This is a genomic window from Polaribacter cellanae (assembly GCF_017569185.1).
In the GTDB taxonomy this organism is placed as follows: Bacteria; Bacteroidota; Bacteroidia; order Flavobacteriales; family Flavobacteriaceae; genus Polaribacter; species Polaribacter cellanae.
On record NZ_CP071869.1, the window covers coordinates 3,624,126 to 3,648,623 of the forward strand.

Annotated in this window: 22 protein-coding genes; 7 read left to right on the forward strand and 15 right to left on the reverse strand. The window is 29.2% G+C overall.

Annotated features, from left to right (window positions below):
• Window positions 1-168 precede the first annotated feature (168 nt).
• Entirely contained in the window at window positions 169-1,539 is a 1,371-nt protein-coding gene (locus tag J3359_RS16125) for a tetratricopeptide repeat protein (protein ID WP_208078084.1), read from the forward strand.
• A 613-nt stretch (window positions 1,540-2,152) separates the two neighbouring features.
• Here the strand turns inward: J3359_RS16125 and J3359_RS16130 are convergent.
• Window positions 2,153-2,674: a superoxide dismutase family protein gene (locus tag J3359_RS16130; RefSeq protein WP_208078086.1), complete on the reverse strand. Its 522-nt coding sequence runs from the start codon at window positions 2,672-2,674 to the stop codon at window positions 2,153-2,155.
• A 167-nt stretch (window positions 2,675-2,841) separates the two neighbouring features.
• On the opposite strand from J3359_RS16130, the gene J3359_RS16135 reads away from it, so the two are divergent.
• The 6 genes from J3359_RS16135 (at window position 2,842) to J3359_RS16160 (ending at window position 8,979) form a co-directional block, all read left to right on the forward strand.
• A complete protein-coding gene (locus J3359_RS16135; RefSeq protein WP_208078088.1) occupies window positions 2,842-3,696 on the forward strand; it encodes a PPK2 family polyphosphate kinase in 855 nt (284 codons plus the stop codon).
• Window positions 3,697-3,884: 188 nt separating this feature from the next.
• Window positions 3,885-4,712, forward strand: a complete 828-nt coding sequence (locus tag J3359_RS16140; RefSeq protein WP_208078089.1) for a 3'-5' exonuclease — start codon at window positions 3,885-3,887, stop codon at window positions 4,710-4,712.
• Between the two features lie 178 nt (window positions 4,713-4,890).
• Window positions 4,891-5,376: an ABC transporter ATPase gene (locus J3359_RS16145; RefSeq protein WP_208078091.1), complete on the forward strand. Its 486-nt coding sequence runs from the start codon at window positions 4,891-4,893 to the stop codon at window positions 5,374-5,376.
• Window positions 5,377-5,411: 35 nt separating this feature from the next.
• The gene (locus J3359_RS16150; protein WP_208078093.1) at window positions 5,412-5,594 is read left to right on the forward strand and encodes a hypothetical protein; all 183 of its coding nucleotides are present in this window, start codon (window positions 5,412-5,414) and stop codon (window positions 5,592-5,594) included.
• A gap of 70 nt (window positions 5,595-5,664) precedes the next feature.
• Complete coding sequence (locus J3359_RS16155; RefSeq protein ID WP_208078095.1) at window positions 5,665-5,883, forward strand: type II toxin-antitoxin system RelE/ParE family toxin; 219 nt, start codon at window positions 5,665-5,667, stop codon at window positions 5,881-5,883.
• Window positions 5,884-6,060: 177 nt separating this feature from the next.
• On the forward strand, window positions 6,061-8,979 hold the full coding sequence (locus J3359_RS16160) for a serine hydrolase domain-containing protein (RefSeq protein ID WP_208078096.1): 2,919 nt from the start codon (window positions 6,061-6,063) through the stop codon (window positions 8,977-8,979).
• A 125-nt stretch (window positions 8,980-9,104) separates the two neighbouring features.
• On the opposite strand, the gene J3359_RS16165 is transcribed toward J3359_RS16160, so the two are convergent.
• From J3359_RS16165 to J3359_RS16225, 14 genes are all read right to left on the reverse strand, one after another.
• A complete protein-coding gene (locus J3359_RS16165) occupies window positions 9,105-10,187 on the reverse strand; it encodes a lysophospholipid acyltransferase family protein (protein WP_208078098.1) in 1,083 nt (360 codons plus the stop codon).
• The gene (locus tag J3359_RS16170) at window positions 10,184-11,122 is read right to left on the reverse strand and encodes a bile acid:sodium symporter family protein (protein ID WP_208078100.1); all 939 of its coding nucleotides are present in this window, start codon (window positions 11,120-11,122) and stop codon (window positions 10,184-10,186) included. Before J3359_RS16170 ends, J3359_RS16165 begins: the two co-directional genes overlap by 4 nt.
• A 143-nt stretch (window positions 11,123-11,265) precedes the next feature.
• Window positions 11,266-11,907 carry a DUF4159 domain-containing protein gene (locus J3359_RS16175; protein ID WP_208078102.1) on the reverse strand — a complete coding sequence of 214 codons (642 nt, stop codon included), beginning with the start codon at window positions 11,905-11,907 and terminating at the stop codon, window positions 11,266-11,268.
• Between the two features lie 124 nt (window positions 11,908-12,031).
• On the reverse strand, window positions 12,032-12,838 hold the full coding sequence (locus J3359_RS16180; protein WP_208078103.1) for a hypothetical protein: 807 nt from the start codon (window positions 12,836-12,838) through the stop codon (window positions 12,032-12,034).
• 153 nt (window positions 12,839-12,991) lie between these two features.
• Window positions 12,992-13,357 (reverse strand): LSm family protein, encoded by a 366-nt coding sequence (locus J3359_RS16185; RefSeq protein ID WP_208078105.1) that lies wholly within the window; start codon window positions 13,355-13,357, stop codon window positions 12,992-12,994.
• Window positions 13,357-13,914, reverse strand: a complete 558-nt coding sequence (locus tag J3359_RS16190; RefSeq protein WP_208078107.1) for a hypothetical protein — start codon at window positions 13,912-13,914, stop codon at window positions 13,357-13,359. The genes J3359_RS16185 and J3359_RS16190 overlap by 1 nt, the downstream gene beginning before the upstream one ends.
• 261 nt (window positions 13,915-14,175) lie before the next feature.
• Window positions 14,176-15,339 (reverse strand): helix-turn-helix domain-containing protein, encoded by a 1,164-nt coding sequence (locus J3359_RS16195; protein ID WP_208078109.1) that lies wholly within the window; start codon window positions 15,337-15,339, stop codon window positions 14,176-14,178.
• Window positions 15,340-15,503: 164 nt separating this feature from the next.
• Window positions 15,504-18,863 carry an esterase/lipase family protein gene (locus tag J3359_RS16200; protein WP_208078111.1) on the reverse strand — a complete coding sequence of 1,120 codons (3,360 nt, stop codon included), beginning with the start codon at window positions 18,861-18,863 and terminating at the stop codon, window positions 15,504-15,506.
• Window positions 18,864-18,959: 96 nt separating this feature from the next.
• Entirely contained in the window at window positions 18,960-19,517 is a 558-nt protein-coding gene (locus tag J3359_RS16205) for a Riean_0653 family protein (RefSeq protein ID WP_208078112.1), read from the reverse strand.
• A gap of 358 nt (window positions 19,518-19,875) precedes the next feature.
• The gene (locus tag J3359_RS18620) at window positions 19,876-20,148 is read right to left on the reverse strand and encodes a Riean_0653 family protein (protein WP_496559665.1); all 273 of its coding nucleotides are present in this window, start codon (window positions 20,146-20,148) and stop codon (window positions 19,876-19,878) included.
• Window positions 20,073-20,423, reverse strand: a complete 351-nt coding sequence (locus J3359_RS16210; RefSeq protein WP_208078114.1) for a Riean_0653 family protein — start codon at window positions 20,421-20,423, stop codon at window positions 20,073-20,075. Before J3359_RS16210 ends, J3359_RS18620 begins: the two co-directional genes overlap by 76 nt.
• 743 nt (window positions 20,424-21,166) lie before the next feature.
• Window positions 21,167-21,877, reverse strand: coding sequence for a 16S rRNA (uracil(1498)-N(3))-methyltransferase (locus J3359_RS16215; RefSeq protein WP_208078116.1), 711 nt, complete (start codon window positions 21,875-21,877; stop codon window positions 21,167-21,169).
• A 249-nt stretch (window positions 21,878-22,126) separates the two neighbouring features.
• The gene (locus J3359_RS16220; protein ID WP_208078117.1) at window positions 22,127-23,245 is read right to left on the reverse strand and encodes a GTP cyclohydrolase; all 1,119 of its coding nucleotides are present in this window, start codon (window positions 23,243-23,245) and stop codon (window positions 22,127-22,129) included.
• Between the two features lie 20 nt (window positions 23,246-23,265).
• Entirely contained in the window at window positions 23,266-24,426 is a 1,161-nt protein-coding gene (locus J3359_RS16225; RefSeq protein ID WP_208078118.1) for a transporter, read from the reverse strand.
• Window positions 24,427-24,498 lie beyond the last annotated feature (72 nt).

Below are 24,498 nucleotides of genomic sequence, written 5' to 3' on the forward strand. Positions count from 1 at the left end.
AGTTATTGAAAATCAAAATTAATGTAAATAAACGTATGCGCAAAATTTATACGTTACTAAATACAAATAAAGGCTTTTGTTAATTAAATTGTTGAAAACAATTGCTTATAAACTAAAAGTATTCTAAGACTTGTAGTACATTTAAGTATTCATTCAAATATCTTAATTATGTCTTTATTAAAATTTGAATCCATGTTAAAAACCAACAGTGTTTTCTTTTTCGATTTAGTCGAATTTGAAGAAATTGTGGTGCATTATTTAGATGTTGGGAAAATCTCTCTTGCAAAAAAAGCAATAAAGCTTGGTTTGGAACAACACCCTGAATCCGTCGATTTAAAATTATTAAGAGTAGAAATTCATTTGTGTGATAATGAGTTAGATGCAGCTTCAAAATTACTGAAGAGAATTGAACTTTTAGAACCTAATAACGATGAGGTTTTTATTCAAAAAGCAACCATTCAATCTAAAAAAGGTTTTCATAAAGAAGCAATTATGCAGCTTAAAAAAGCATTGACATTAACAGACGATAAAGCCGATGTTTGGTCTTTAATGGGTATGGAATATTTGTATTTAGACGATTTTGAAAACGCGCGTTTAAACTTTGCTAAATGTATCGATGTAGATTATGAAGATTATTCCGCACTTTATAATATTGTGTATTGTTTCGATATGGAAAAACAACATAAAGATGCTATAAAATATTTAAATACGTATGTAAATATAAATCCTTATTGCGAAGTTGCTTGGCACCAATTGGGAAGACAATATTTTATTTTAGAAAACTACAAACAAGCTTTAATTTCTTTCGATTATGCTGTTTTAATTGATGAATTTTTTATTGGAGGTTATTTAGAAAAAGCAAAAACTTTAGAAGCGTTAAGAAACTACCAAGAAGCGATAGATAATTACTTAATTACTTTAGAATTAGACGATCCTACAGCATTTGCATATATTAGAATTGGCGAATGTTACGAAAAATTATTAAAATTTGATGCAGCAATTTCTTACTATAAAAAAGCTGTTCACGAAGATCCATTATTAGATAAAGGTTGGGTTTTGTTAACGAATTTATATTTCGAACAAGAAAATTACCAAAAAGCTGCATATTATATTGCAAAAGCATTAAAAATCGAAGATGATAATCCTTTGTATTGGAGACGTTATGCAGAAATTAATTTAAAACTAAGTTTTTTTGAAGAAGCAGTTTTAGGCTTTAGAAATTGTTTGAAATTGAATGATGATACACCTGAAATTTACTTAGGACTGATAGATGTTTTATTGTTTTTAGGAGAGTTTAACGATGCTTTAAAAGTTGTTTTAGATGCCCAAAAAGTTTACAAATATCTTGCTGAATTTGAATATAGATTAGCGGGTTTGTTCTTTATTTTGAATAAAGAAAAATATGCTTTCAGTCATTTAATAAACGGATTGAAAATCGATTACGAATATAGTATAATTCTTAACGAATTGTTTCCAGCAGTTTATGAAAATAAGAAGATTCAAAAAATATTAAAAGATTTTAAAAAAGCGACAGAGTAGCCACTTTTAAATAATTTAGTTCTCTGTCAATAAAATTTCTCAATTTCGTTTAGAAAATTATGTTTGATGGTTTGTTTCTAATACAAAGAATCCAGTCAATTGCATTTAGCTTTAGCTGGATGATAAAAATAAGTTTCAGTCAAATGGCTTTAGCCAAAATATTTTTTCTCTTTGAAAACAGTTTGGTTAAAGCCAATATTTTAAATTAATTTTACTATTATTTTCATTCCCATTTTTAAAGGTTAAAATACAACTGTTGCTTTTTTTTTTATACTAACAATTTACTGAATTCATAAAATACAAAGAAAATGTTTCAAAAGTAAATTTAGCTTTCATTTAGAGCAAAGTCAAAAAATCTAAAATATTGAATTTCAATAAATAATATTTCTCGATTACAGTCGAAAATGACAAATTCTAATACTTTTGAAACAGTTTCTTTGGGTTTTAATATTTTGTTTATAATCTAAATGCCTGTTGAGTTTTTCAACTTCACTCAAAGTTTTGAAGTGACTTTAAGTTTTTAGACAAGATTCGAATAATTTACGAAAGAGCGAGTCTTAAGTCGTATATCTTTAAGCCAAGCAGTCTTTCATTTACCAAACATTCATGAAAACTACTTTCTAATAATCTCTCCACAACCAATTCTTGGGCCAGCAGCTCCAGAAGGTTGAGAACTAAAATCATCTGGACCTTCATGAATAATTATTGCATGACCAACTACATTTTTATTGGCATCTTTTCCGCCAACAGACCATAAATTAGTTTCTCTTTCGATAATTCCTTTACCATCTGCTCCAACAACTAAATTTCCAATATCTCCAATATGGAAAGGTTCTTTCATCCATTTTCCGTGGTTTTTATCAGTTGGGTTCCAATGGCCACCTGCAGATTTTCCATCAGGAGCCGAACAATCGTCAATTGCATGAATGTGTATTGCATGATTTCCTGCAGATAATCCAGCTAATTTTGCTTTCATTTTTACTGTTCCATTAGACTCTGTAAATGTTACTGTTCCAGAAACGTTACTTCCACTTTTTGCTTCAATAGTTGCTTTTGCAATTTTTGTATCAGAATCACACGCACCTAAAGTTGCGACTGTTAATAGTAAAATTCCTATTTTGTTTAAAGTTTTCATAGTTTTTATTTTTAGTTAATACTCAAAGATAAAAAACAGAAAATTAGTATTATGTTAAGAGGATTTTAAATCTCAAAAACAAATTCAATAATGTTTTGTTAAACAATCCTTTAAAAACCTATTAAAAACGATATTTTTTTTATCTTTAAAAATTAATTGACTTCATAATGAATTTAGAAAAATATAAGGTTTCCAAGAAGGTTAAACTACAAGATTTTAATACAAAAGAAGTGGTTGATAATGCTGAAAAACAACTTAAAAAGTTGCGTAAAAAATTAAGTAAGATTCAGAATAAAATGTATGCTGAAGGTAAATACGGAGCTTTAATTTGTATCCAAGGAATGGATACTGCTGGTAAAGATAGCTTAATTCGTGAGGTTTTTAAGGATGTAAATGCGCGTGGAGTAATAGTTCACAGTTTTAAAGTGCCAACAGAATTAGAATTGAAACACGATTTCTTATGGAGACATTATATTGCGTTGCCAGCCAAAGGAAAATTAGGTATTTTTAATAGAACGCACTATGAGAATGTGTTGGTTACAAGAGTGCATCCAGCATATATTTTGGGTGAAAACATCCCGAATATAAAAAGTGTAAACGATATAAATGACGATTTTTACCACGATAGAATGGAAAGAATCAATCAATTTGAAAATCATTTGACCAAAAGCGGAACGATTGTGTTAAAATTCTTTTTACACTTATCTAAAGAAGAACAAAAAAACAGATTGCTAAGAAGGTTAAATTTACCAGAAAAAAACTGGAAATTCTCTGAAGGAGACTTAAAAGAACGTAAATTGTGGGATAAATATCAAGATTGTTACGAAGATGTTTTAAACAGAACTTCAAAAGAAAATGCACCTTGGTTTGTAGTTCCTGCAGACGATAAAACTTCTGCTCGTTTAATTTTAGCAGAAATATTGGTTGAAGAATTTAAAAAATACGATTTTAAAGAACCTGTTTTGTCGAAAAAAGTATCACATAGAATAGATGAATTTAAAGCACAATTAAATAACGAGTAGAGAAACTGTTCTCGACTGTGCTCGAACTGACAAATGTTTGTCTCTTTGAGTATTACTGAAATAAAATATTCTTTATTGAAGGTATCTTACAAAGAAAGTCGAGAGGTTAAATAATAAATAAACATAAAAAGTTCAAGATTTTGAATTCAAAATTCAAGATTAGGACTCGAACCTTAAATTTTAAACCTTTGAACCTTAAACTCACAAAACCCATTGTATTCTTCGATTTAGAAACAACTGGTGTTAATATTGCAACCGATAGAATCGTAGAAATTGCTATTTTAAAAGTATTTCCAAACGGAAATAAAGAAAGTAAAACGTGGTTGGTAAATCCTGAAATAGAAATTCCACAAGGAGCCACAGATGTACATGGAATTACAAACGAAAAAGTGGTTACAGAACCTACTTTTAAAGAACTGGCTCCAGAAGTAAGTAAAATGATTGAAGGCTGCGATTTGGCGGGTTTCAATTCCAACAGATTCGATATTCCTTTATTAGCAGAAGAATTAATGCGTGCAGGAATCGATTTCGATATGAAAAATAGAAAAGCGATTGATGTACAAGTTATTTTCCATAAAAAGGAGCAAAGAACGTTAAGTGCTGGTTATCAATTTTACTGTGGAAAAGAATTAGAAGGCGCTCATGGAGCAGAAGCAGATACCAATGCAACCTTCGAAATTTTATTGGCGCAAGTAAATAAATACGAAGATATTGGAACATCTGTAGACGAGTTAAGCGAATTTTCAACTCATGGAGAAAGAGCCGATTTTGCTGGTTTTATTTTGATGAATGACGAAAAACAAGAAATTTTCTCTTTCGGAAAATACAAAGGGAGAACCGTAGAAGAGGTGTTTAAAGAAAACCCAGGTTATAATAATTGGATTCAGAATGCAGATTTTCCTTTATATACCAAAAAGGTTTTAAAACAAATTAAAGAACGAATGTCTGCACCAAAAGAAACAATGTCGGAAGCAGAAAAGTTGCAGGCATTACAACAGAAATTTAATTTAAGATAGTAGGTTTGGACAACTTGAATATGTTATAAAAAAACTAATTTTCTTTTTATGTATTACATCGTAATTATTTTCACGAAAAGTAAATTTTAAAGGAAAAGTATTTGATAAGAAAACGAATGAATAATTTGTGTAAGCAAACTAAATAAATACAGAATTAAACGAATAAACAATTTTAAAAATGTTTACAGAATATAAAAATTTACCAGATAACTCCAGAGTTTGGATTTATCAATCGGATAGAGAATTCACAGCAGACGAAATTGCAGTAATTTCAGAAAAAGCAAAAGATTTTATAAACCAATGGACGCGTCATGGAGACGATTTAAAAGGTTCATTTACGATAAAGTACAATCAGTTTTTGGTGTTGGCAGTAGATGAGAGTTTTAACAATGTTTCTGGTTGTTCTATAGATAGTTCTGTGCGATTTATACAAGAATTAGAAAAAGAATTAAAAGTAGATTTAATGAATAAAATGAATGTTACTTTTAAAGATAACGAGCATGTTAATTTGGTTAGATTATCCGATTTTCAGCAATTTGCGAAAGAAAAGAAAATAACTTCGGAAACCATTGTTTTTAATAATATGGTAAACTCTAAAGAAGATTTTGAAAATAATTGGGAAGTTCCTGCAAAAGAAAGCTGGCACAAACGTTTTCTGGTATAACTATTGTTTATTATATTTAATAAAAATTCACAAAGATGATTACTAAAGAAAGACTACAACAACACATTTCAAAATTTCCAGATCAAATTTCTATTGATGAATTAATTGAAAAATTAATATTTATAGATAAATTAGAAAAGAGAATTAAATTATCAGAGGCTAATACTTCTATTTCTGAAGAAGAATTAGAAATTGAAATGAAGCAATGGTTCAAATAAAGAGGTTGCCAGAAGCTAAGTTTGATTTAAAAGAAATTCATGATTATATTGCTTTAGATTCAAAAAAAATATGCTGAAAATACAGGTTTCAAAAATAAAGCAAAAAACAGAAATTTTAAAACTACAACCAGAAATTGGTAAAGTTGTAAAAGAAATGGATAATTCAAAAATAAGAGAAATCATACTTGGGAATTATAGAATTATTTACAAAAATGTATCTGATAAACAAATTGATATTCTTATGATTCATCATGGAGCAAAAGATATGTTTCAACGAATTGGAAATTAATTTATACCAACGTTCGCGTTAAGGATTGAGCGGTCTGTCTGAGCTCTTTTTTAGGTGCAACTTCGAGTAATTCTGCTTTTTTGCAGAATTGTATCGAGAACAAACCTAAAAAAAGCGAGTAGCGAAAGCCTGTTAAAACGCCCATAAAAAATACATCAAAAAAATATTTAAAAAAGAATGAAAAAAAAGTTAGCACTTATATTATTTACACTATTTGTATCGTATGCAAACGCACAAACTGTAGATCCACTTTTAACAAAAGACGTGGAAGCACAGAGAGTTTGGGTAGATAGTATTTTAACAAATATGACGATTGACGAGAAAATTGGTCAGTTATTTATGGTGCAAGCCTATTCTAATTTAGATAAAAAGCACGAAGATTTTATTACGGAAATGATTACAAAATATCACGTAGGTAGTTTAATTTTCATGCAAGGAACTCCAGAAAAACAAGCGGAGCTGAATAATAAATATCAAAATGTTGCAAAAGTGCCTCTTTTAATTGGTTTCGATGGAGAATGGGGTTTAAATATGCGTTTAGATAATACCTACAAATTTCCTTGGAATATGACTTTAGGAGCAATTCGAAACGATTCTTTAATTCGAGAATTTGGAGCGCAAGTAGGTAAACACTGTAAACGATTAGGAATTCATGTAAATTTTGCGCCAGTTGTAGATGTAAATGTAAATCCTGCAAACCCAATTATTGGAAATCGTTCTTTTGGGGAGAGTAAAGAAAATGTTACAGAAAAAGCAATTGCTTTTACAAAAGGAATGCAAAGTTATGGTGTAATGGCAAATGCGAAACATTTTCCAGGGCATGGAGATACAGCATCCGATTCGCACCATACTTTGCCTGTTTTAAATTTCGATAAAGCACGTTTAGATTCCATAGAATTATACCCTTACAGAAAAATTTTTGATGCTGGTGTTGCCAGTGTTATGACTGCACATTTAAACATTCCTAGTTTAGAGCCAAATATAAGTTTACCAACCTCTTTATCTAATAATGTAGTTACAAAGTTACTGCAACAAGAGTTGGGTTTTAATGGGTTAATTATAACTGACGGTTTAAACATGAAAGGCGCTACAAATTACGCAACTTCTGCAGAAGTAGATTTGGCAGCAATCCAAGCAGGAAACGATTTGTTATTAATTCCACAAGATGTGCCAGCATCAATTGCACTATTTAAAAAAGCAATTGAATTAAAAACACTTACAGAAGAACGTATAGATTTTTCCGTTAGAAAAATTTTAAAAGCAAAATACTGGGCAGGTTTAAACAAATATAAACCTATTAAAGAAGAACATATTCATGAAGATTTAAATGCGGTTGAAAATGAATTGCTACATAGAAAACTTATTAAAAATGCACTTACAGTTGTTAAAAACGTAAATGGTAATATTCCTATTAGAAACTTAGAAAGTAAGAAAATAGCTTATGTGAAATTGGGAGATGCAAAAAGCGATTCGTTTGTAAAGATGCTTAAAAATTACACAAAAGTAGATGTGGTTTCAGACAAAAATTTAGCTGGAATTACTAAAAAATTAAAACCTTATAATTTTGTAATTATAGGGTTTCATAAATCGAACAATCATCCTTGGAAAAGTTACAAGTTTACGGATAAAGAACTGGTTTGGTTGCAAGAAATTGCGCGACAAAAAGTAGTTGTTTTAGATGTTTTTACGAGTCCTTATAGTTTATTACAATTAAAAAGTTTTACGAATATAGAAGGTCTTGTGGTTTCTTATCAAAATAGTAAATTATCGCAAGAATTATCTGCACAAATGTTGTTTGGTGCTTTTGATGCCAAAGGAAAATTACCAGTTTCTATTGGAGAAAACTTTAAAGAAGGTGCTGGTTTGTTAACCAGTAAATTAAGTAGGTTCCAATATACAATTCCAGAAGAAGTTGGTTTGTCGTCTAAAAAATTGGCAATTATAGATCAATTCGCAGATACTATTTTAAAAGAGAAAATGGCGCCAGGTTTTCAAGTTTTTGTGGCAAGAAAAGGAAAGGTTGTGTTGCAAAAAAGTTACGGATATCATACCTATGATAAAACATTTAAAGTAAAAAATTCAGATTTGTACGATTTGGCTTCTCTTACCAAAATATTAGCCTCTTTACCTTTAATTATGAAGGCAGAAGAAGAACATAAAATTCCATTAACCGCAAGTTTACGAGATATTTTACCAAGCTTTACAAATTCTAACAAAAGTACAGTTACTGTAAAAGAAATTTTATCTCATGTTGCGCGATTAAAAGCGTGGATTCCTTTTTACAAGGATACCCAAGATAGTGTAACAGGTAAAAATTTATCGACATTTTATGGACATAAAAAATCGAATAAATTTCAAATAAAAGTGGCAGAAAAATTATTTATTACCAAAAGTTATAAAGACAGTATTTACAAATACATAAAAGTAGCCGACCAAAGAGAAAAACCTGGTTATAAATATAGCGATTTGGGCTATTATTTATTTAAAGAGGCTTTAGAAACTAAATACAAAAAACCGCTAAATAAATTGGTAGACGAAACATTTTATAAATCTTTGGGAGCAGATAGAACTACTTATTTACCTTTAGAGAAATTTACTAGAAACGACATTGTACCCACAGAAATAGACGATTATTATCGCAACCAATTATTGCAAGGTTATGTACACGATATGGGTGCAGCAATGTTGGGTGGAGTCGCAGGCCATGCAGGTTTATTTGCCAATGCGAATGATGTTGGTAAAATTATGCAAATGTATTTACAGAAAGGTTTTTATGGTGGAAAACGCTATTTAAAACCAGAAACCATAGATAAATTTAACACGCGTTATTATGTAAATGAACATGTTCGTAGAGGTTTAGGTTTCGACAAACCACAACTAAACCCAGATATTAAAGCCACCTGTGGCTGTGTTTCCGACGTTAGTTTTGGGCATTCTGGCTTTACAGGAACTTACACTTGGGCAGATCCTAAAAGCGAAATAGTGTATGTATTTTTATCGAACAGAGTTTTTCCGCATATGAATAATCGAGGTTTAATTAAAAGCAATATGCGTACAAAAATTCAACAAGCAATTCAAGATGCGATTATAGAATAATTCAACTATTATTTTTATCCGAATCTTTTTATCAATTTTTTTTTGGAGCTATTTCCTGCTTTCGTTACTCGCTTTTTATCTCTTTCCAAGAGATAAAAGAGCTCAAACAGACCACTCAATCAGGGCTAGACTTGTTTGCTAACTTCCGCTAATTCTTTATGCTTTTTTGCATTTGTAGGAGCAAATTTCACATATATTAAAATTAAAAATGCAGAAATCGAGAAATAGAAAAAACCGACTAAATTTCCATAAAAAAGACCTACAATATATCCTTGCAAGCAATAAAAAAGGGTGCAAGAAGCATAGTTTAAAGTGAACCGAAACGTATCTATAAATTCGATTTCATTAATTTTTTTAGAAGCTTTTTTCCAAATTAAAAAAGGAATAATACTGTTTAATATGATTATATAAAGTAATGGCTTTAAGTAATTTTTTTTAGGTTTTTTTTTCTGTGGAAATGATTTGTTTTTAATTATTTTATTTATTGCAACAACATTTGTAAAATCGACTTGTGCGTTATTTAATTGCTGCAGAGTTTGCGCGTAATTTTCATCATCAGGAATATAAACCGTTAGTTTTTTTAATTGTTCAGTAACTTTTCCTTTTAAAATATTTATAGATTTTGCAGGAGTATTTGTTTCGAAAATTGCTTTTGTTGGAATTGGTTTTCCATAATTTACACAAACTTTTGCAGGAAAATCGGATATATGTTGGTAGGTAATTCCTACAGGAACTATTTGAATATCTAAATTTGGGTATTTTTCTAAAGCCCCAGAAATAATTCTTACAAATCCTTTACTTAGAGGTCTTATGGTTCTTTTTTTATCGTGACTTCCTTCTGGAAAAATCATTAGAGTTTCTCCTTTATCTAAAATACGATAACACTTTTCGAATATTTCTTGATTGTTAGATAGTTGCTTTATACCATCTCTAATTCTATAAATGGGCATTAAATACAAAGATTCTAAAATCTTTTTAACCATAGGGTTTTTAAAAGAAGCGGCTCTCACCAAAAAATGATTTTGACGAGAATTTGTAGTGGTTACATATAAAGGGTCTACCAATCCATTTGGATGATTTACAGCAAACAAAACAGCGCCTTTTTTTGGAATATTTTTTCTACCTAAAACAGTAATTTTTTTAGTGTAGAAAAAAAGTCCGAATTTTATATAAGCCCAAACTAGCATAAACCATATTTTCTGAATCATAAGTTTTGCATTTGTTTTACTGGAATTTTGTTTTTAGGTTTTCTTCCCCAATAAGTAGCCAAAAGAATTCCAGAAAAGACATCCCAAATTCCCCAGAAAGCCGCTAATAAGGCCATACCTCCTAAACCATCAAAAAAACCAAAAATTAATAACAAGCCCAAACCACCATTCTGAATTCCTGTTTCTATAGCAATTGTTTTGGTGTCTTTTTTATTTAACCCGAAAGATTTTGCAGTAACAAAACCTAATATAAAAGCAAAAATATTATGAAAAATAACTAAGAAAATTACATGATGGATGTGATTTATAAAAACATCTAAGTTCTGAGAAAAAGCAATAAAAATTAATGCGATAAAAACCAACATAGAGAGTGGTTTTAAAACCCTCTCTATCTTACCTGCCATTTCAGCATGGTAATGTTTTATCAACATTCCAAAGAATAACGGAATTCCTAAAATTAAAGAAACCAATTTTAATAAATCTACCCAATTTAGTTCTACCGTTTTTAAAATTTCGTTTGTTGGAGCATACATGCTTCCCCAAAACTGCAAATTAAAAGGCGTCATAAAAATGCAAATTAGTGTGGCAAAAGCAGTTAAACTTACAGATAATGCTGCGTTTCCACCAGCCATTTTACTAAAGAAATTAGAAACATTTCCTCCAGGGCAGGCTGCAATCATCATCATTCCTAAAGCAAAACTTGGGTGTGGTTTTATAATTAAGATAGCTAAAAAAGTAAATGCTGGCAAAAGAATAAATTGAGATAAAACGCCAACAAACAGTATTTTAGGGTTTTTTAACAGTCTTTTAAAATCGTCTATAGAAATTCCCAAAGCCACACCAAACATAATTATGGCAATAGCAATGTTTAAAACCCATAAACCACTGGAATCGAAGTTTATTTTAATGGAATCTATATCTATTGGGTTTTGCATGCTTTGGAATTCAAGGTTAAAAGGTTTAATATTTAAAGTTTCTGTGAGATTCCGATAGTACTCAATTCTTATTTTTTTATCTCAAATAGATGCGAAGTTTTTATTTTTACGAACCACTTCACCAATTTACCACTCACTACTCACTAATTCTTAAACGCATATTCTATAATATTTGCACCCATTTTTAAGGCTTTTTCTCGTATACTTTTAGGGTCGTTGTGTATAATTTCGTCTTCCCAACCATCGCTTAAATCGGTTTCATAATCATAAAAAATAACCAACCTTTCTTGGTAGAAAATTCCAAAACCTTGTGCAGGTTTGTTATCATGTTCGTGAATTTTTGGAATTCCATTTGGAAATTTAAATGTTTGATTGTAAATAGCATGATTGCTAGGAACTTCTTGAAACTCTAATTTTGGGAAGACTTTCTTTAGTTCTGCTCGAATAAATTTATCTAAACCATAATTGTCGGAAATGTGTAAAAAGCCACCAGAAATCAAGTAATTTCTTAGGTTTTCGGCTTCATCATTAGAAAAATATACATTTCCATGTCCGGTCATAAAAACCATAGGAAAGTTAAAAATATCTTGACTCCCAACTTCTACCGTTTGCGGATTCTTAGAAATGTTTGTTTTAATGTTTGTATTGGCAAATGCCACCAAATTAGGAACTGCAGTTGGGTTCGAATACCAATCTCCACCACCATTGTATTTTAAAATAGCAACATCTTGCGCATTTGTTATAAAAAATAAAAAAGTAAAAAAGATACTTAGAATTTGCTTCATAAATTATTCTCAATAGAATTTGAAGCAAGATAATAAATTAGAATTTGAGTATTAAAAAACGCCATTAAAAATTTTAATGACGTTTTTCGCTACTTAACTTCTCCTTTTCAATTTATCAATATATTTATTCTTTTTTTTGAAACCTATAAATAAAGCTAACATTTGCATGTAGTCCCCAGAAACCTTCTCTACTTGTATTATTTTTAAAATCATCAAGAGCTGCAGAAAAACCAGTTTGAATTCTAAAGTAATATGTTTTTTCTTCTTTTAAACGAAATTGAATACTTGTAAAAAAAGAAGCTAAAAATAAATTATCTTTCTCAAGATTAATCATTGAATTTTCTCCTTGATAATACAAGTTGTTTTCTAAGTTGTTTACTTTAAAATACGATGTTTTAAAACTGTAGACTATGTTTAACTTTTTGTTATTTAGTTGTTTAGTGAAATTTATTTGTAAAAAGAATTTACTATATTTTTCATTAATAAAATCTATTTGATCTAATTGTCTTGGATAATATTCAGCAAGTTTTAAACTTTGTTTTTCTACGCCAATTAATAATTCGGTGTTTTTAGATTTATGTTGATTAAATAAATTTATAAAAGCGAACCCTACACTAAATCCAACGTTATTATTTTCTACATAATCGTATCCTGGGCCACCAAATAATCCTTTTAAAAAAGAATACCTTCTATTTCTCCATTTTATGAAATTATAAGAACCAAAAAGAGCTATTTTATCTGTTAAAACAAAACTTGTTGAAAAATGGGGTTCAGACTTTGTGTTTATAGTGGCTTCAATATTAAAGCTATTTTTTAAAGTACTGCCAATTATAATATGTGGTGTTATTACATGCCTTACTTCTTGTGCTTTTATATTCTTTGATGAAAAGAGTATTATAAATAAAATAAATAATTTTGTTGAAAATCTCATAATTCTTTCGTTTTTAGCCATTATAAATGAATCAAAAATTAAGAGTCTAAAATTTGCTGATTCCAATAAATTCTGGACAAATTTGTAGCATTTTGGACTGATTTTTTTTAAGTATGACTGTTTATTAATAAACATTATTTTGGATAATTATAATTAAGCAGGAAATTTAAAGCCTTTAAAAACTCCATCTAAGGCGGAATCTAAAATACTTTCTAATAGTTTTATAATTATATATGTGCCAGCTGTACTAAATACAATTGTTCTTATGAATGAAAATTTTCTTTCTTCTATTTTTTTGATTTCTGTTTTTTTAACTTCGATTATTCCTTTAGAACTTTCTATTAGAAAAGTGCCATTTTTAAATTCTAAAACTTTCCCTTTGTATTTTTTTGAATTGTTCAATTCAATTTTTACTTTTTTAGGTTTTATTGTTTCATAATCTTTTAAATCAAAGGTTTTATAAGAGTAACAGCTTTGAAATAAAATTAGAATTGATAATGTATAGATTGAGTTTTTCATTACAAACTTTTTTGATAAATTAAATTATAGGCTATGTAATTTGAAATATTATTTACGTTTGTACTAAGGTTTATACCCAATGATGATTTTTTATTAAGGTAAAATAGTAATTTAAACTTCGAGGGAAATGCTATTGATAAAGGTGTTATATGATTTTTATTATTATTTGCGTTTTCTACAATTTTCCATTTCCGACCTTCATTTTTATAATAACTACCTCTAAATACTCCTATTCCTGTATGGAGCTCTAATTTTAACCAATTTAATATTTTTATTTCCCTTCCATATAAAACATCTATAGATAAATTATACCTCTTACCGAAATTGTATAAACCGATATCAAAACCTCTATTTAAAGAAGTAGTAAATAAATTATTATTACTTTTAAAAGTGAAATCTAAACTAACGAAAAAATTTGCATTTCCATTATCGCCACTATAAGGTTGAAAACCTCCCAAAGCGAATGAAATCGATTTGAGTTTTATTTTTTTATCTTGAGAATAAACAGATATAGTAAATAACAGAAATAATAAAAAAGACAGTTTCTTGATGTTCATAATTAAGATCGATTTTTAATTCTCAGCCAAATTAGCAATCAACCAAAAAATAAGAGTCCAGAATTTTCCAATTTTAGAAAATTTTGGACTCATTTGTGAAATTCTGGACTAATTTGTTGCTCAGAAATTTGATTATTGAAATAATTTACATTAATAAAACCGTCATTTCGACCTTGTGGAGAAATCTCAAAATAAATAATTTATAGTAAATTTAAAAATTGAATATTAAATTCGATAAAACAATTGAATGATAATAATTTATTAATCTTCTTTTTTAGAAGTTAACATTAACCTCTCTAAAGATTTTTGATATTGAGCAGGAGTAACGCCAGTATGTTTTTTAAAAGTCGAATAAAAAGAAGATTTTGAATTAAAACCAGACTCTAAACCAATGGAAGTAATGGTATAGTTTTTATATTCTGGGTGTGCTAAAAGTTCTTTGGCTAAATCAATTCGGAATTCGTTTATGTAGTCGTTAAAGTTTTTATCGGTAAATAATTTAATTAAGGTAGATAGTTTGTAAGAACTAATATTTACTTCGTTTGCTAAAAAATCGGCATTTAATTTAGGTTCTATAAAAAGCTTCTTTTCTTGGATAAGGTTTTGTATCTTATCAAAAACTAATTTTTTATCGAAATCTTTTTCTTCTTCGATAATATTATTTTCTTCTGCAATAAGAGTAAAGTTTAATTGCTTTCTTAAGTCTTTACGTTCTTTTAATAAACGCAGTTGCAATAATGCTTGGTAACCAATCCAATAAATTAAAATGGTGGTTAAAACTCTTAATGGATAATAAGAGTATATAAATTCTTTAAAATTTAAGGCGACTGTTATTGCCAATGCAATAATCCAAAAAATGTAGGTTAACAAACCTAATTTAAAGGAGGCATAAATCCATTTTAAATTATCGTAAGACAGTATTTTGGTAAATAATTTCTTTTTTTTAGATAAAATTTTAAAAGAATATCCAAAAATAATTAACGAGATAATTAAAGAGAAAATTTCTTCGATAGAAGTATATTTCTCGAAAAGATAGGCAATGTCTTTTGTATTTCTATCACTAAAAAAGGAAACAAAACTAATTCTTATAGTAATAATTAGAATAAAAATAGGCAACACAATTTTTAGCAAATTTTTACTTCGTTTTTCAATTTCTAAATAGTTAATTAGAAACATGTAAAAGAAGGGTGCAATTAAGAAATGCCAGGGAATGTGTATATAGTCTAAAAAGAAATATTCTATAAAAAAGTCTTTGGCGAGAATCCAAGACTGTATGTTGTTTAAAGAAATGGTTAATACCAATAAATTGATAAATAACATACTTTTCTCTCTTCCGTTTTTCGAAAACAGCATTACAAAGCAAAATAGAAAACCATGTAAAGCACTTATTAATAAGAAGAGATTAAAAATTTCTTTTACAGACAAAATTTATAATTTAGAATATGAATAAGCCTACCAATAAAATAAATGAAGCTACAATACATTTCGATAGCCAAGATAAGGATTTTCTTTTTGAGCAAAAAAAAACGCCATTAATTTTTTTAAATGACGTTTTATATTTTTTATTCTAAATTGCTGGTGTAATTATGCTATAGCTCAACAATTAGTTTTTTAGAAGCGTTGCCACGTGCAGAGGATATTTTAAAAATATATACACCTGGATCTAGAGGTGCTAATTGTAAAGTTGTTGTGGTGCCTGAGCTAAGGTCTTTTCCAATATCTAATAAAACAAACTGTTTGTTTTTATCGAAAACAAAGCTACGTTTAAGTACATCTTTACCTGTAGAAACCTCTGTTAAAGTAACATAACAACTAACTTTTTCTACAGGATTGTCTTCTGTATTTCCTCTTGTCAAATTAATTCCTATTTGTTGACTTCCTGGTTGACTTCTAATGGGGTTTGGATAAATTGTAAAATCGAAAAAAGGTTTTGGTTTGGGTGTTTTATATACATTTGTATTTGTGGCACAGCCACACTCGTTAGTAGCAGTAACTTCAACCTCAATAAGACCATTTCCTTCAAATTCAATTATTGGGCTAAATCCTTGAGGCTCTAATGCATATTCACGCAATAACGATTCAGGAGTGTTTTCATTTAAATTAGGACTCATATCTGTTATTTTATAAGTTTTTACAAAATGATGTTTTAACAATGGTACTAAATCTTTAACACTTGTGGCAGCTTTAAAGTTTGCTGAAATTATACTAGCTAATGTAGCAGGTGAATGGTTTTTTGTACAAGGGTAATAAAATTCTGGAGGTAAGTTGTTTTCTATACCTTTATTTCTTATCTCAATGGTGTGCTTCCAATTTATTCTATTAGCAAAATTAATGTCTACAGGAATTCTATGTTTGTTTGTAATGGTTACATTTGGGTAATTTGCGGCTGAAGTTCCTGCTAATATGGCATCTCGAAGGCTTGTATCTGGAAATGTAATGGTGGGTTCTCCTATAACTCTTATTTCTTTTACCACTGTTTTACCATTAGCTAATGTTGCTATAACTTTTGAAGGCGTATTTGTTATTTTATTACCAATAGGTTTTACAATTGCAGTATAATCTGTGGTGCTTACGATTTGCAAATCGGGGCTTACTGCCCAAGAAGTTGCTTTGGGTGATGCACATTCGTTTAAATAGAAAGTAACTTTGTTTTTTGTATTTATACATAAAGCCTCTCTGTTTGATATATGTGGTGTGGTGGAGTTTGGAATTGGTAGTTGTTTATTACCTTTTATTTCTTCTGTTAACCAAGCTACATTCTCTTTTGTTAAGGTAATATGCTCTTCATTTTTATTGGGTGCAAAATAACTATCGAAAGGCGTTTGTCCTGTACAGACTCTGTTTTGATTACCTATCGTTTCACCTAAAACATTACTACCTGTATAAGCTAAGGCGCTTTTTGTTGGAATAAAACTGTGTTCTTTTATTTTTATACTTCTTTTTAGCTCTATAAAAAGTTCCATAAGCCAATTATCAAAACTATGTTGTGAAAGAGGTAAGGCATCATTATAAATAATATTTTGAGTGTAAAAGAAACTACCTGGACTTGTATCATAACTTCCTCTACCATCAGAATTAGTATAATGGCGTTCTCTATAAATACTCCAGTTAATAAAAAAAGTACTAACTCTCACTCTACCATCAAAAATTAAACTTTTTGTATTTTTTTTAGGTGTAAAATAAATATTAGAGTGAATCCCTTCGAAATCTAAAAGTGGACCAAACAAGATTATATCAACTATTCTTGACGCGACATCAGGATTAATTTTCATACTAAGTATTTCTTGACTAGGAATACCAATTGTTTCGCCTAAAATACTTCCATTATTTAAAGCAATTTTACGTAAATTTTGAGGCGTCCCTAAAGCATCTAATTCATTTTGAAAACGGTTTCTAAAATTAGGTGCACCTTGTGGAGTTTCTCTACCAGATAAATGATGATGTACCAACATTTGCTTGGCAGCAACAGAATTTATTTTAACCTCTAAATTTTCTTTAACCTTTTCTAAGAAACTATGAAAACGCAACCAATATTGTGTACCAATAGGTATGTTGGCTCCTTGGTGTGGTGAATCGAAACTTACCCATAAACGAGTATTGTGGTTCCATTTTGTATGATCTCCTGTTTCTGCTAGTTTTTTCTCCATATATGCCAATGCATATCTTGTAATTAAACCACCCATGCTTGGGCCAATTACCACCATTTTTTCTTTGCCCTCTTGTTGTTGTTTTAATTTTCTTATTAAAGAAATTAGTACATAAGCATTACGTTGTATATAATCTCCACCACCATTTATTTGTTTGGTTCTATTACCATTAATACCATCACTTACCTTATATTTTGGGTGGTTTACTATAATTACATCGTAACCTAATTTATTAAGGTCATTTATTAACTCTACATTATCCCCATTTTTTAATTTATAGCTCATTAACTCAAGTATACTCGGTTCATTTTCATTATGTCCTTCATCAAATTCTTCAATTTTTCTTGTGTCACTTGGGTCAAAACCATCTACAATAATAATGGGTTTATCTAAAATTTTTGCATCATCATTATAATAAATTCGGTATTCATTTTTACCTTGGTAAGCTTTGTTTTCATCATAACCTTGAAAATATAAATCGCTATCCGCAAAAATTTCTTCTAATGGAGATGTATTACTTTTTGCTAAATAGGTAGTTGGTATATTTAAATAAAACTTACCATAACTTGTTTTTTTAGTATTATCAGAAAAAGTTGCTACAAACTTAAGGTTTTTAATACCTTTTGTTGTGTAGGTTGTGGTTGCATTGATATTGGTAAAATTGTAATTGTTTATGAGTGTAAAATTGCTACCATTGGTTTGTAATTGTAAGGTTTTAATTTTTTTACCAAACTTATGTAATTTAAAATAGGCATCTGTTTTAAATTGTATAGTACTGCCTGTAGCTTCTTCTATTAATGGGCTAATTATGGTGGTTTGTTTTTTGATAAAAGGTGTTTTATTAGGAATATTACTAAAAGTTTTTGTAGTGGCATTAAATTGAATGTTTGGGTTTTGTGTAGTACCAGCATCGCCATAATGAAACTCTGTATTAATGATACCTATGGGAATTGTATTAGAATTGTAATTTTTATTCAGTAATTCATCATTAAAAACTTCAATTTTGGGTATATTTTGAACGTAAGACGCTCTGTTTAATTCATACCATACTTGTTTAAAATGAGAAAAAGAGGTGGTATCTTGTCTTGCACCTTGGTTAAATTCTACAATACTAGAAACAGAAATAACCCTATCTAACAATATGTTAGAAGTAATTGGGCTTTTGTCTATATTTTGTAATTTAGCATCTACTTCTTTTGTGTAGTTTTCTAATGTGGTTTGTGCTTTTTTTTCTAATGTGGTTTGTGCTTTTAATTGCAATGCAATAAAAGACAAGCAAATGCAAAGTGTAATTTTTTTCATAATTTTACGGTGTTAAATATTAATAAATTTGTGTGTTTGTTATGTTTAACATTTTGGCGGTTGTTACAGCAACCGCTTTTTATCCCTCTTTATAGTTTAGATATCAAATCTTCCATTAGTAATTTCTATTATATCTTTTTCATCGTCCATATTTTTTAATTTTACATTAAAAGTACCTGCATAAATACCTTTATTTAAGTTAACTTTAGAGAAAGTTATAGAACCTGAATTCTCATAGCTTAAATATCTGCTTCCATTGATACTACAAAATAAATGTGGAAAGTCAGGTTTTTCTAAACTTGCTCTAACTCCTGTACTATTTTTGAAACTATAAGTAATCTCTTGAGGTATTTTTTTAGGTATGTATATATATATATATACACCTTCATAATTTCTTGCATCTATACCAAAATATTCATAGTCAGGTAAAGAACTTCCTACAGTAACTACTAAGCCTTTTGGTGTACCACCTCCAGGAGGTGAGTATCCTGTTTTATCTTTAGTTATAAATACGCTACCATTTACAATAGCACCAAAGGTGTTGGCTCCAATTTGGGTAATGGGTGGTAACTGTTCTTGTGGGTCGTTTTTTTCGCAATTGCTTAAAGTAAGTGCAAAAAGAAATAGTGTTGTTTTTAAGAATAATTGTTTCATAATCAATAGGGTTTTAGGTTTGTATTGTAAAATTATGTTATTTGAAAACTTTTAGAGTCCAGAATTCCACGATTTGGGGAATTCTGGACTCATTTAATTTTAATGAATTGAATTTCAGTCATCTAAAAATAAATATTTTTTAGTGATTTTAGAAATTCTGGACTCATTTGTGGAATTTTGGACTGCTTTAGGGATGAAAAGGAAGTTTTATGATGCAATTTTTTTGTAGTTTTAAGGTGTTAAATTAGACACTGAAACAAGTTCAGCGTATATAAATTTATGTTTGTTATGTTATGTGTTTAATTGCTAGGTAGTTGTTTGTAGCAACTGCTTTTTTATCTTAATTTCGTTTTGTAGATTATAAATCGAACCTTCCGTCAGTAATTTCTATTATATCTGTAGGATTATCTTTATTTTTTAGTTTTGCATTAAAAGTACCAGCATATATTCCTTTACTATAATCTACTTTAGTAAAAGTTATAGAACCAGAATCTTCATAACTTATATATTTATTTCCATTAATATTGCAAAAGATATGTGAATAGCTAGGGGTTTCTAGACTAGATCTAACTGCTGGACTAACTTGAAAAGTATAAGTAATTTCTTCTGGAATTTCTTTAGGTATATATATACATCTTCATAATCAGCTGCATCTATCCCAAAATACTCGTATTGTGGTAAAAAGTTTCCTACGGTTACTGCAATTCCTTTAGGGGTTCCTCCTCCTGGAGGGTAATAACCTTCTTTATCTTTAGCTACAAATATTTTTCCATCTACAATAGCACCAAACGTATTTGCACCTGTTTGTGTAATGGGTGGCAATTGTTCTTGTGAGTCGTTGTTTTCGCAATTGCTTAAAGTAAGTGCAAAAAGAAATAGTGTTGTTTTTAAAAATAATTGTTTCATAATCAATAGGGTTTTAGGTTTGTATTGTAAAATTATGTTATTTGAAAACTTTATGAGTCCAGAATTCCACGATTTGGGGAATTCTGGACTCATTTAATTTTAATGAATTGAATTTCAGTCATCTAAAAATAAATATTTTTTAGTAATTTTAGAAATTCTGGACTCATTTGTGGAATTTTGGACTGCTTTAGGGATGAAAAGGAAGTTTTATGATGCAATTTTTTTGTAGTTTTAAGGTGTTAAATTAGACACTGAAACAAGTTCAGCGTATATAAATTTATGTTATGTGTTTAATTGCTAGGTAGTTGTTTGTAGCAACTGCTTTTTTTAATTCTTTTTGCTGTCTATTGATAGATTAAATTTTCCATTAGCTACTTTAATTGATCTTCCATATCATTATATAGTTTACACTCAAAAAGTATCTATTACTTTGGCTTCTGATAATTCAGTAAAAGTTACGGTACCGTTATTTTGATTATTTTGCGTGTTATAAAATATAAGTTCATTATAAACTACCATTCCAGTACTTTTTAAATTCTGGACTCATTTGTAAAACCCTGGACAGATTTTAGCGTGTAATATTCCATTCCGTCTTTTGCTTTCACTCAAGGTAAGCTCCAATAAAGTCTAAACAGGCTATACAAAAAGCTATAAAAGAAGTAGCTTCTTAAATAAATTATTAAGAGCTATTTACCTGCTAATTATAGATTTCTATTTTCACAGGAATGATAAAAAAAGAGAATTTATTCGTTTATAAACGAAACCGTATTTACAGCAACCAAAGCAGCAGTTTCTGTGCGTAACCTACTTTCTCCTAAAGAAATAGGAATGTATTTTTTGGCTAAGGCTTTATTAATTTCTTCCATAGAAAAATCGCCTTCAGGACCAATTAAAATAGTAACATTTTCTGAAGGTTGTAAGACAGTTTTTAAAGTTTTTTTCTCACTATTTACTTCACAATGTGCAATGCAAACTTTACCATTAAAATCTCGATTGATAAAGTCTCTAAATTTTACAGGAGCATTTAATTTTGGCAATGTAAATTTTAAAGATTGCTTCATGGCAGATTGAATAATTTTCTCGAAACGTTCTAGTTTAACAACGCGTCTTTCGGAATTACTGCAAATTATTGGTGTAATTTCATCAATACCAATTTCTGTGGCTTTTTCTAAAAACCATTCTGTTCTATCATTTAATTTTGTGGGTGCAATTGCAATATGTAAATAATAAGACCAAGGCTTTGGCTTTTCTTCAAACGAAATAATTTCGGCCAAACACTTTTTATCACTGGCAACAATAATTTTAACATCAAACAGAAAACCTTTTCCGTTGGTAATTTTTAAAACATCATTTTCTTTTTTACGTAAAACACGCACAATATGTTTACTTTCAATTTTATCGAACGTAATTTGTGGTGTTTTTGTAGAAATGTCTGAATTATAAAATAGTTGCATGATTATTGGTTCGATATTCTTTGTTTAATGTTTAAAATTAGGGATTTTTTTTGTTTTAAAATCTCAGAGTTTCAGAGTTTCAGAGTTTCAGAGTTTCAGAGTTTCAAGGTTTCAAGGTTTCAAGGTTTCAAAGTTGAGATTTCTCTCCCGAAATTTCGGAAAAAGTCGAAATGACAATTGTTTAAAAATTTTACTTCCAACTCCCAACTTCCAACTTCCATCTTCCAACTTCCAACTCCCATCTCCAACTTAAATACTTTTCCTATAAGTTCTTCTTCTTTTATGAGTTACAGGGTCGAAATTTTCCCAAATTTTCTTAATTGCTTCATTGTCTTCTAATTCTGGTGTTCGAATGCAATTTACAATGCCTTTTTTTGCAAAAGTTTTAGTGTATTGGTCGAAAATAATTGCGTGAACGCCTTTATTTTGATATTCTGGATCTACACCAATCAAATAGAAAGTAACATCTTTCGCGTTCTTTCTGGCATTTAATAAATAAAACAATCCAAAGGGAAGTAATTTTCCTTTCGATTTTTGCAAAGCCTTAGAAAATGATGGCATTACAATTGCGAAAGCGACTAGTTTACTATGTTCATCAACAACAAATTTAATATATTCAGGATTTATAAAACCGATATATTTCTTTTTGAAAAAAGCAATCTGTGCATCAGAAATGGGAACATAACTAGAAAGTTTAGAGTAGGCTTTATCGAATACTTTAAACATTTCGTTTACATAAGGTAAAATATCTTTTGTTTTGGTGAAATCTAAAGCTTTTAGTTTAAAACGTCTTTTTAAAACATTGGCAATTCTATTATAGTAAGTCGCATCTACATTTTTAAACTTAAATTTATTTTCTAAATATTCTTTTTCTTTTACAAAACCTAATTGCTCTAAATGTTCTTTGTAGTAAGGGTGATTGTACCAGGTAATCATCGTTCCTAAATGGTCGAAACCGTCAATTAAAACACCAGTTTTGTCTAAATTATTAAAACCAATTGGGCCTTCTATATATTCTAAATTATTATCTAAACCAATTTCTTTTACTTTTTCTAACAAAACTTTGGTTACTTCTATATCGTCAATTACATCAAACCAACCAAAACGAATTTTCTTAATTTGTTGTTTTTCTACTTCAAACCAATTGATAATAGCCACAATTCTACCCACAATTTCACCATTTTTTAAAGCGACAAAAAATTGTGCATCTGCGTTTTCGAAAACAGGATTTTTCTTTGGGTCGAAATTATCGATTTCGTCTTTAATTATGGGGGGAACCCAATATTTATTATCCTTATAAAGCGAAAAAGGAAATGTAACAAATTGCTTCATTTCCTTTTTATTAGTTATTTTTTTTAGTGTAATCATTTAAAAATAGCTTCTAATTATTACCTTTTTTCTTCTTTTTCTTTTCTTCCTTTTTCCAGCTCTTTTATTTCTCTTTCTAATTTTTCGATTTCTGTTTCTTCTTTCTTTGTTTTCTCTTTCTTCTTACCAAATAAACGAGAGAAAAAACCACCTTTTTTGTCCTTAGACTTCGATTTTCTGCTTCTTTTTGGTCTGGTTCTCGTGCTTTTCTCTTTCTTCTTAAAAATACTAAAAAGCCTGTTAAAAAAACTATTTTGTTTTTTGTTATATCTTGTAATTGGTGTGTCTTTTAGAGCTTGCCCATTTTCGTCTAACTCTGTGTAAGAATCTTTGTGATTATTAATTCTGTAAGAAACGCCTAAACCAGCATAAAAGCCTTTACTTCTTCCTTCTAATAACAATCTTCCAGAAGCATTTATTTGTAAATCTCTACTATAAAGATATGCCAAACCTGTTCCTAAATTGGTGTTGGTTTGGTATTTTTGAAAAACGGTTTGGTTTTCGAAAAAAGCAGACCATTGGTCGCTAAAATTTTGAGTTGCAGTAATTATATAAGAAAATTCTGCAAAATCGCTTCCAATTTTATCGTAATATACATTGGTAATTAAGTTAAAATCTTTGGTTAAATTATTTTGAAGTAAGATACCTACTTTTGGTGTAATACTCCCAGTTTTATAGATGTCGTTTACAAAATCGGTATTCATTCCTAAGTAAACAGCAACAGAAGGAATAAGTCTTTTCATGTCGAAAGCGTGTCTTCTTTTCCAGCTTCTAACTTCTTTGCTTTTATCTTCATATGCTTGTTGATACACCAAATATTTTGCTCCAATGGTCATTTTTCCAAAACCAGAAGTAAAATAATGAGACGTAAAAATATTTTTAAAAGCAACTTTATCTTTTTGATAAGAGAATTGCGTATTTAATTCTAATCTTTCAAGAAAAAAACTGGTTCTAAAAAGTACATCAACCCCAAAAGATTGTGGTCTAGAAAAAGTACGTTCTATACTTGTATTTCGAAAAAACAAATTACTTTCGAATTGGTAAACACCAGTTCCAACACTATAAGGGCTCTCAGAAAAACCAGGTTTATTAGAGTTAATAACATTAGTATATTGTGCATAAAACGAATGAAAACCAAACAGAAAAAAGAGTAGAAAAAGAGTTTTTTTACAATGGTTCATATAAGATGAAAAAGGTTTAAAAATCGTTTTTAGCATGCAACACAAACATAGAACAAAAATGCTATTTTTAAA

Bases quoted from the DNA above. Each gene is read 5' to 3' on its own strand.
- J3359_RS16125 (WP_208078084.1), top strand. From the start codon at position 169: ATGTCTTTATTAAAATTTGAATCCATGTTAAAAACCAACAGTGTTTTC.
- J3359_RS16130 (WP_208078086.1), bottom strand. From the start codon at position 2,674: ATGAAAACTTTAAACAAAATAGGAATTTTACTATTAACAGTCGCAACT.
- J3359_RS16135 (WP_208078088.1), top strand. From the start codon at position 2,842: ATGAATTTAGAAAAATATAAGGTTTCCAAGAAGGTTAAACTACAAGAT.
- J3359_RS16145 (WP_208078091.1), top strand. From the start codon at position 4,891: ATGTTTACAGAATATAAAAATTTACCAGATAACTCCAGAGTTTGGATT.
- J3359_RS16150 (WP_208078093.1), top strand. From the start codon at position 5,412: ATGATTACTAAAGAAAGACTACAACAACACATTTCAAAATTTCCAGAT.
- J3359_RS16155 (WP_208078095.1), top strand. From the start codon at position 5,665: ATGCTGAAAATACAGGTTTCAAAAATAAAGCAAAAAACAGAAATTTTA.
- J3359_RS16160 (WP_208078096.1), top strand. From the start codon at position 6,061: ATGAAAAAAAAGTTAGCACTTATATTATTTACACTATTTGTATCGTAT.
- J3359_RS16165 (WP_208078098.1), bottom strand. From the start codon at position 10,187: ATGATTCAGAAAATATGGTTTATGCTAGTTTGGGCTTATATAAAATTC.
- J3359_RS16170 (WP_208078100.1), bottom strand. From the start codon at position 11,122: ATGCAAAACCCAATAGATATAGATTCCATTAAAATAAACTTCGATTCC.
- J3359_RS16175 (WP_208078102.1), bottom strand. From the start codon at position 11,907: ATGAAGCAAATTCTAAGTATCTTTTTTACTTTTTTATTTTTTATAACA.
- J3359_RS16180 (WP_208078103.1), bottom strand. From the start codon at position 12,838: ATGAGATTTTCAACAAAATTATTTATTTTATTTATAATACTCTTTTCA.
- J3359_RS16185 (WP_208078105.1), bottom strand. From the start codon at position 13,357: ATGAAAAACTCAATCTATACATTATCAATTCTAATTTTATTTCAAAGC.
- J3359_RS16190 (WP_208078107.1), bottom strand. From the start codon at position 13,914: ATGAACATCAAGAAACTGTCTTTTTTATTATTTCTGTTATTTACTATA.
- J3359_RS16200 (WP_208078111.1), bottom strand. From the start codon at position 18,863: ATGAAAAAAATTACACTTTGCATTTGCTTGTCTTTTATTGCATTGCAA.
- J3359_RS16205 (WP_208078112.1), bottom strand. From the start codon at position 19,517: ATGAAACAATTATTCTTAAAAACAACACTATTTCTTTTTGCACTTACT.
- J3359_RS16210 (WP_208078114.1), bottom strand. From the start codon at position 20,423: ATGAAACAATTATTTTTAAAAACAACACTATTTCTTTTTGCACTTACT.
- J3359_RS16215 (WP_208078116.1), bottom strand. From the start codon at position 21,877: ATGCAACTATTTTATAATTCAGACATTTCTACAAAAACACCACAAATT.
- J3359_RS16220 (WP_208078117.1), bottom strand. From the start codon at position 23,245: ATGATTACACTAAAAAAAATAACTAATAAAAAGGAAATGAAGCAATTT.
- J3359_RS16225 (WP_208078118.1), bottom strand. From the start codon at position 24,426: ATGAACCATTGTAAAAAAACTCTTTTTCTACTCTTTTTTCTGTTTGGT.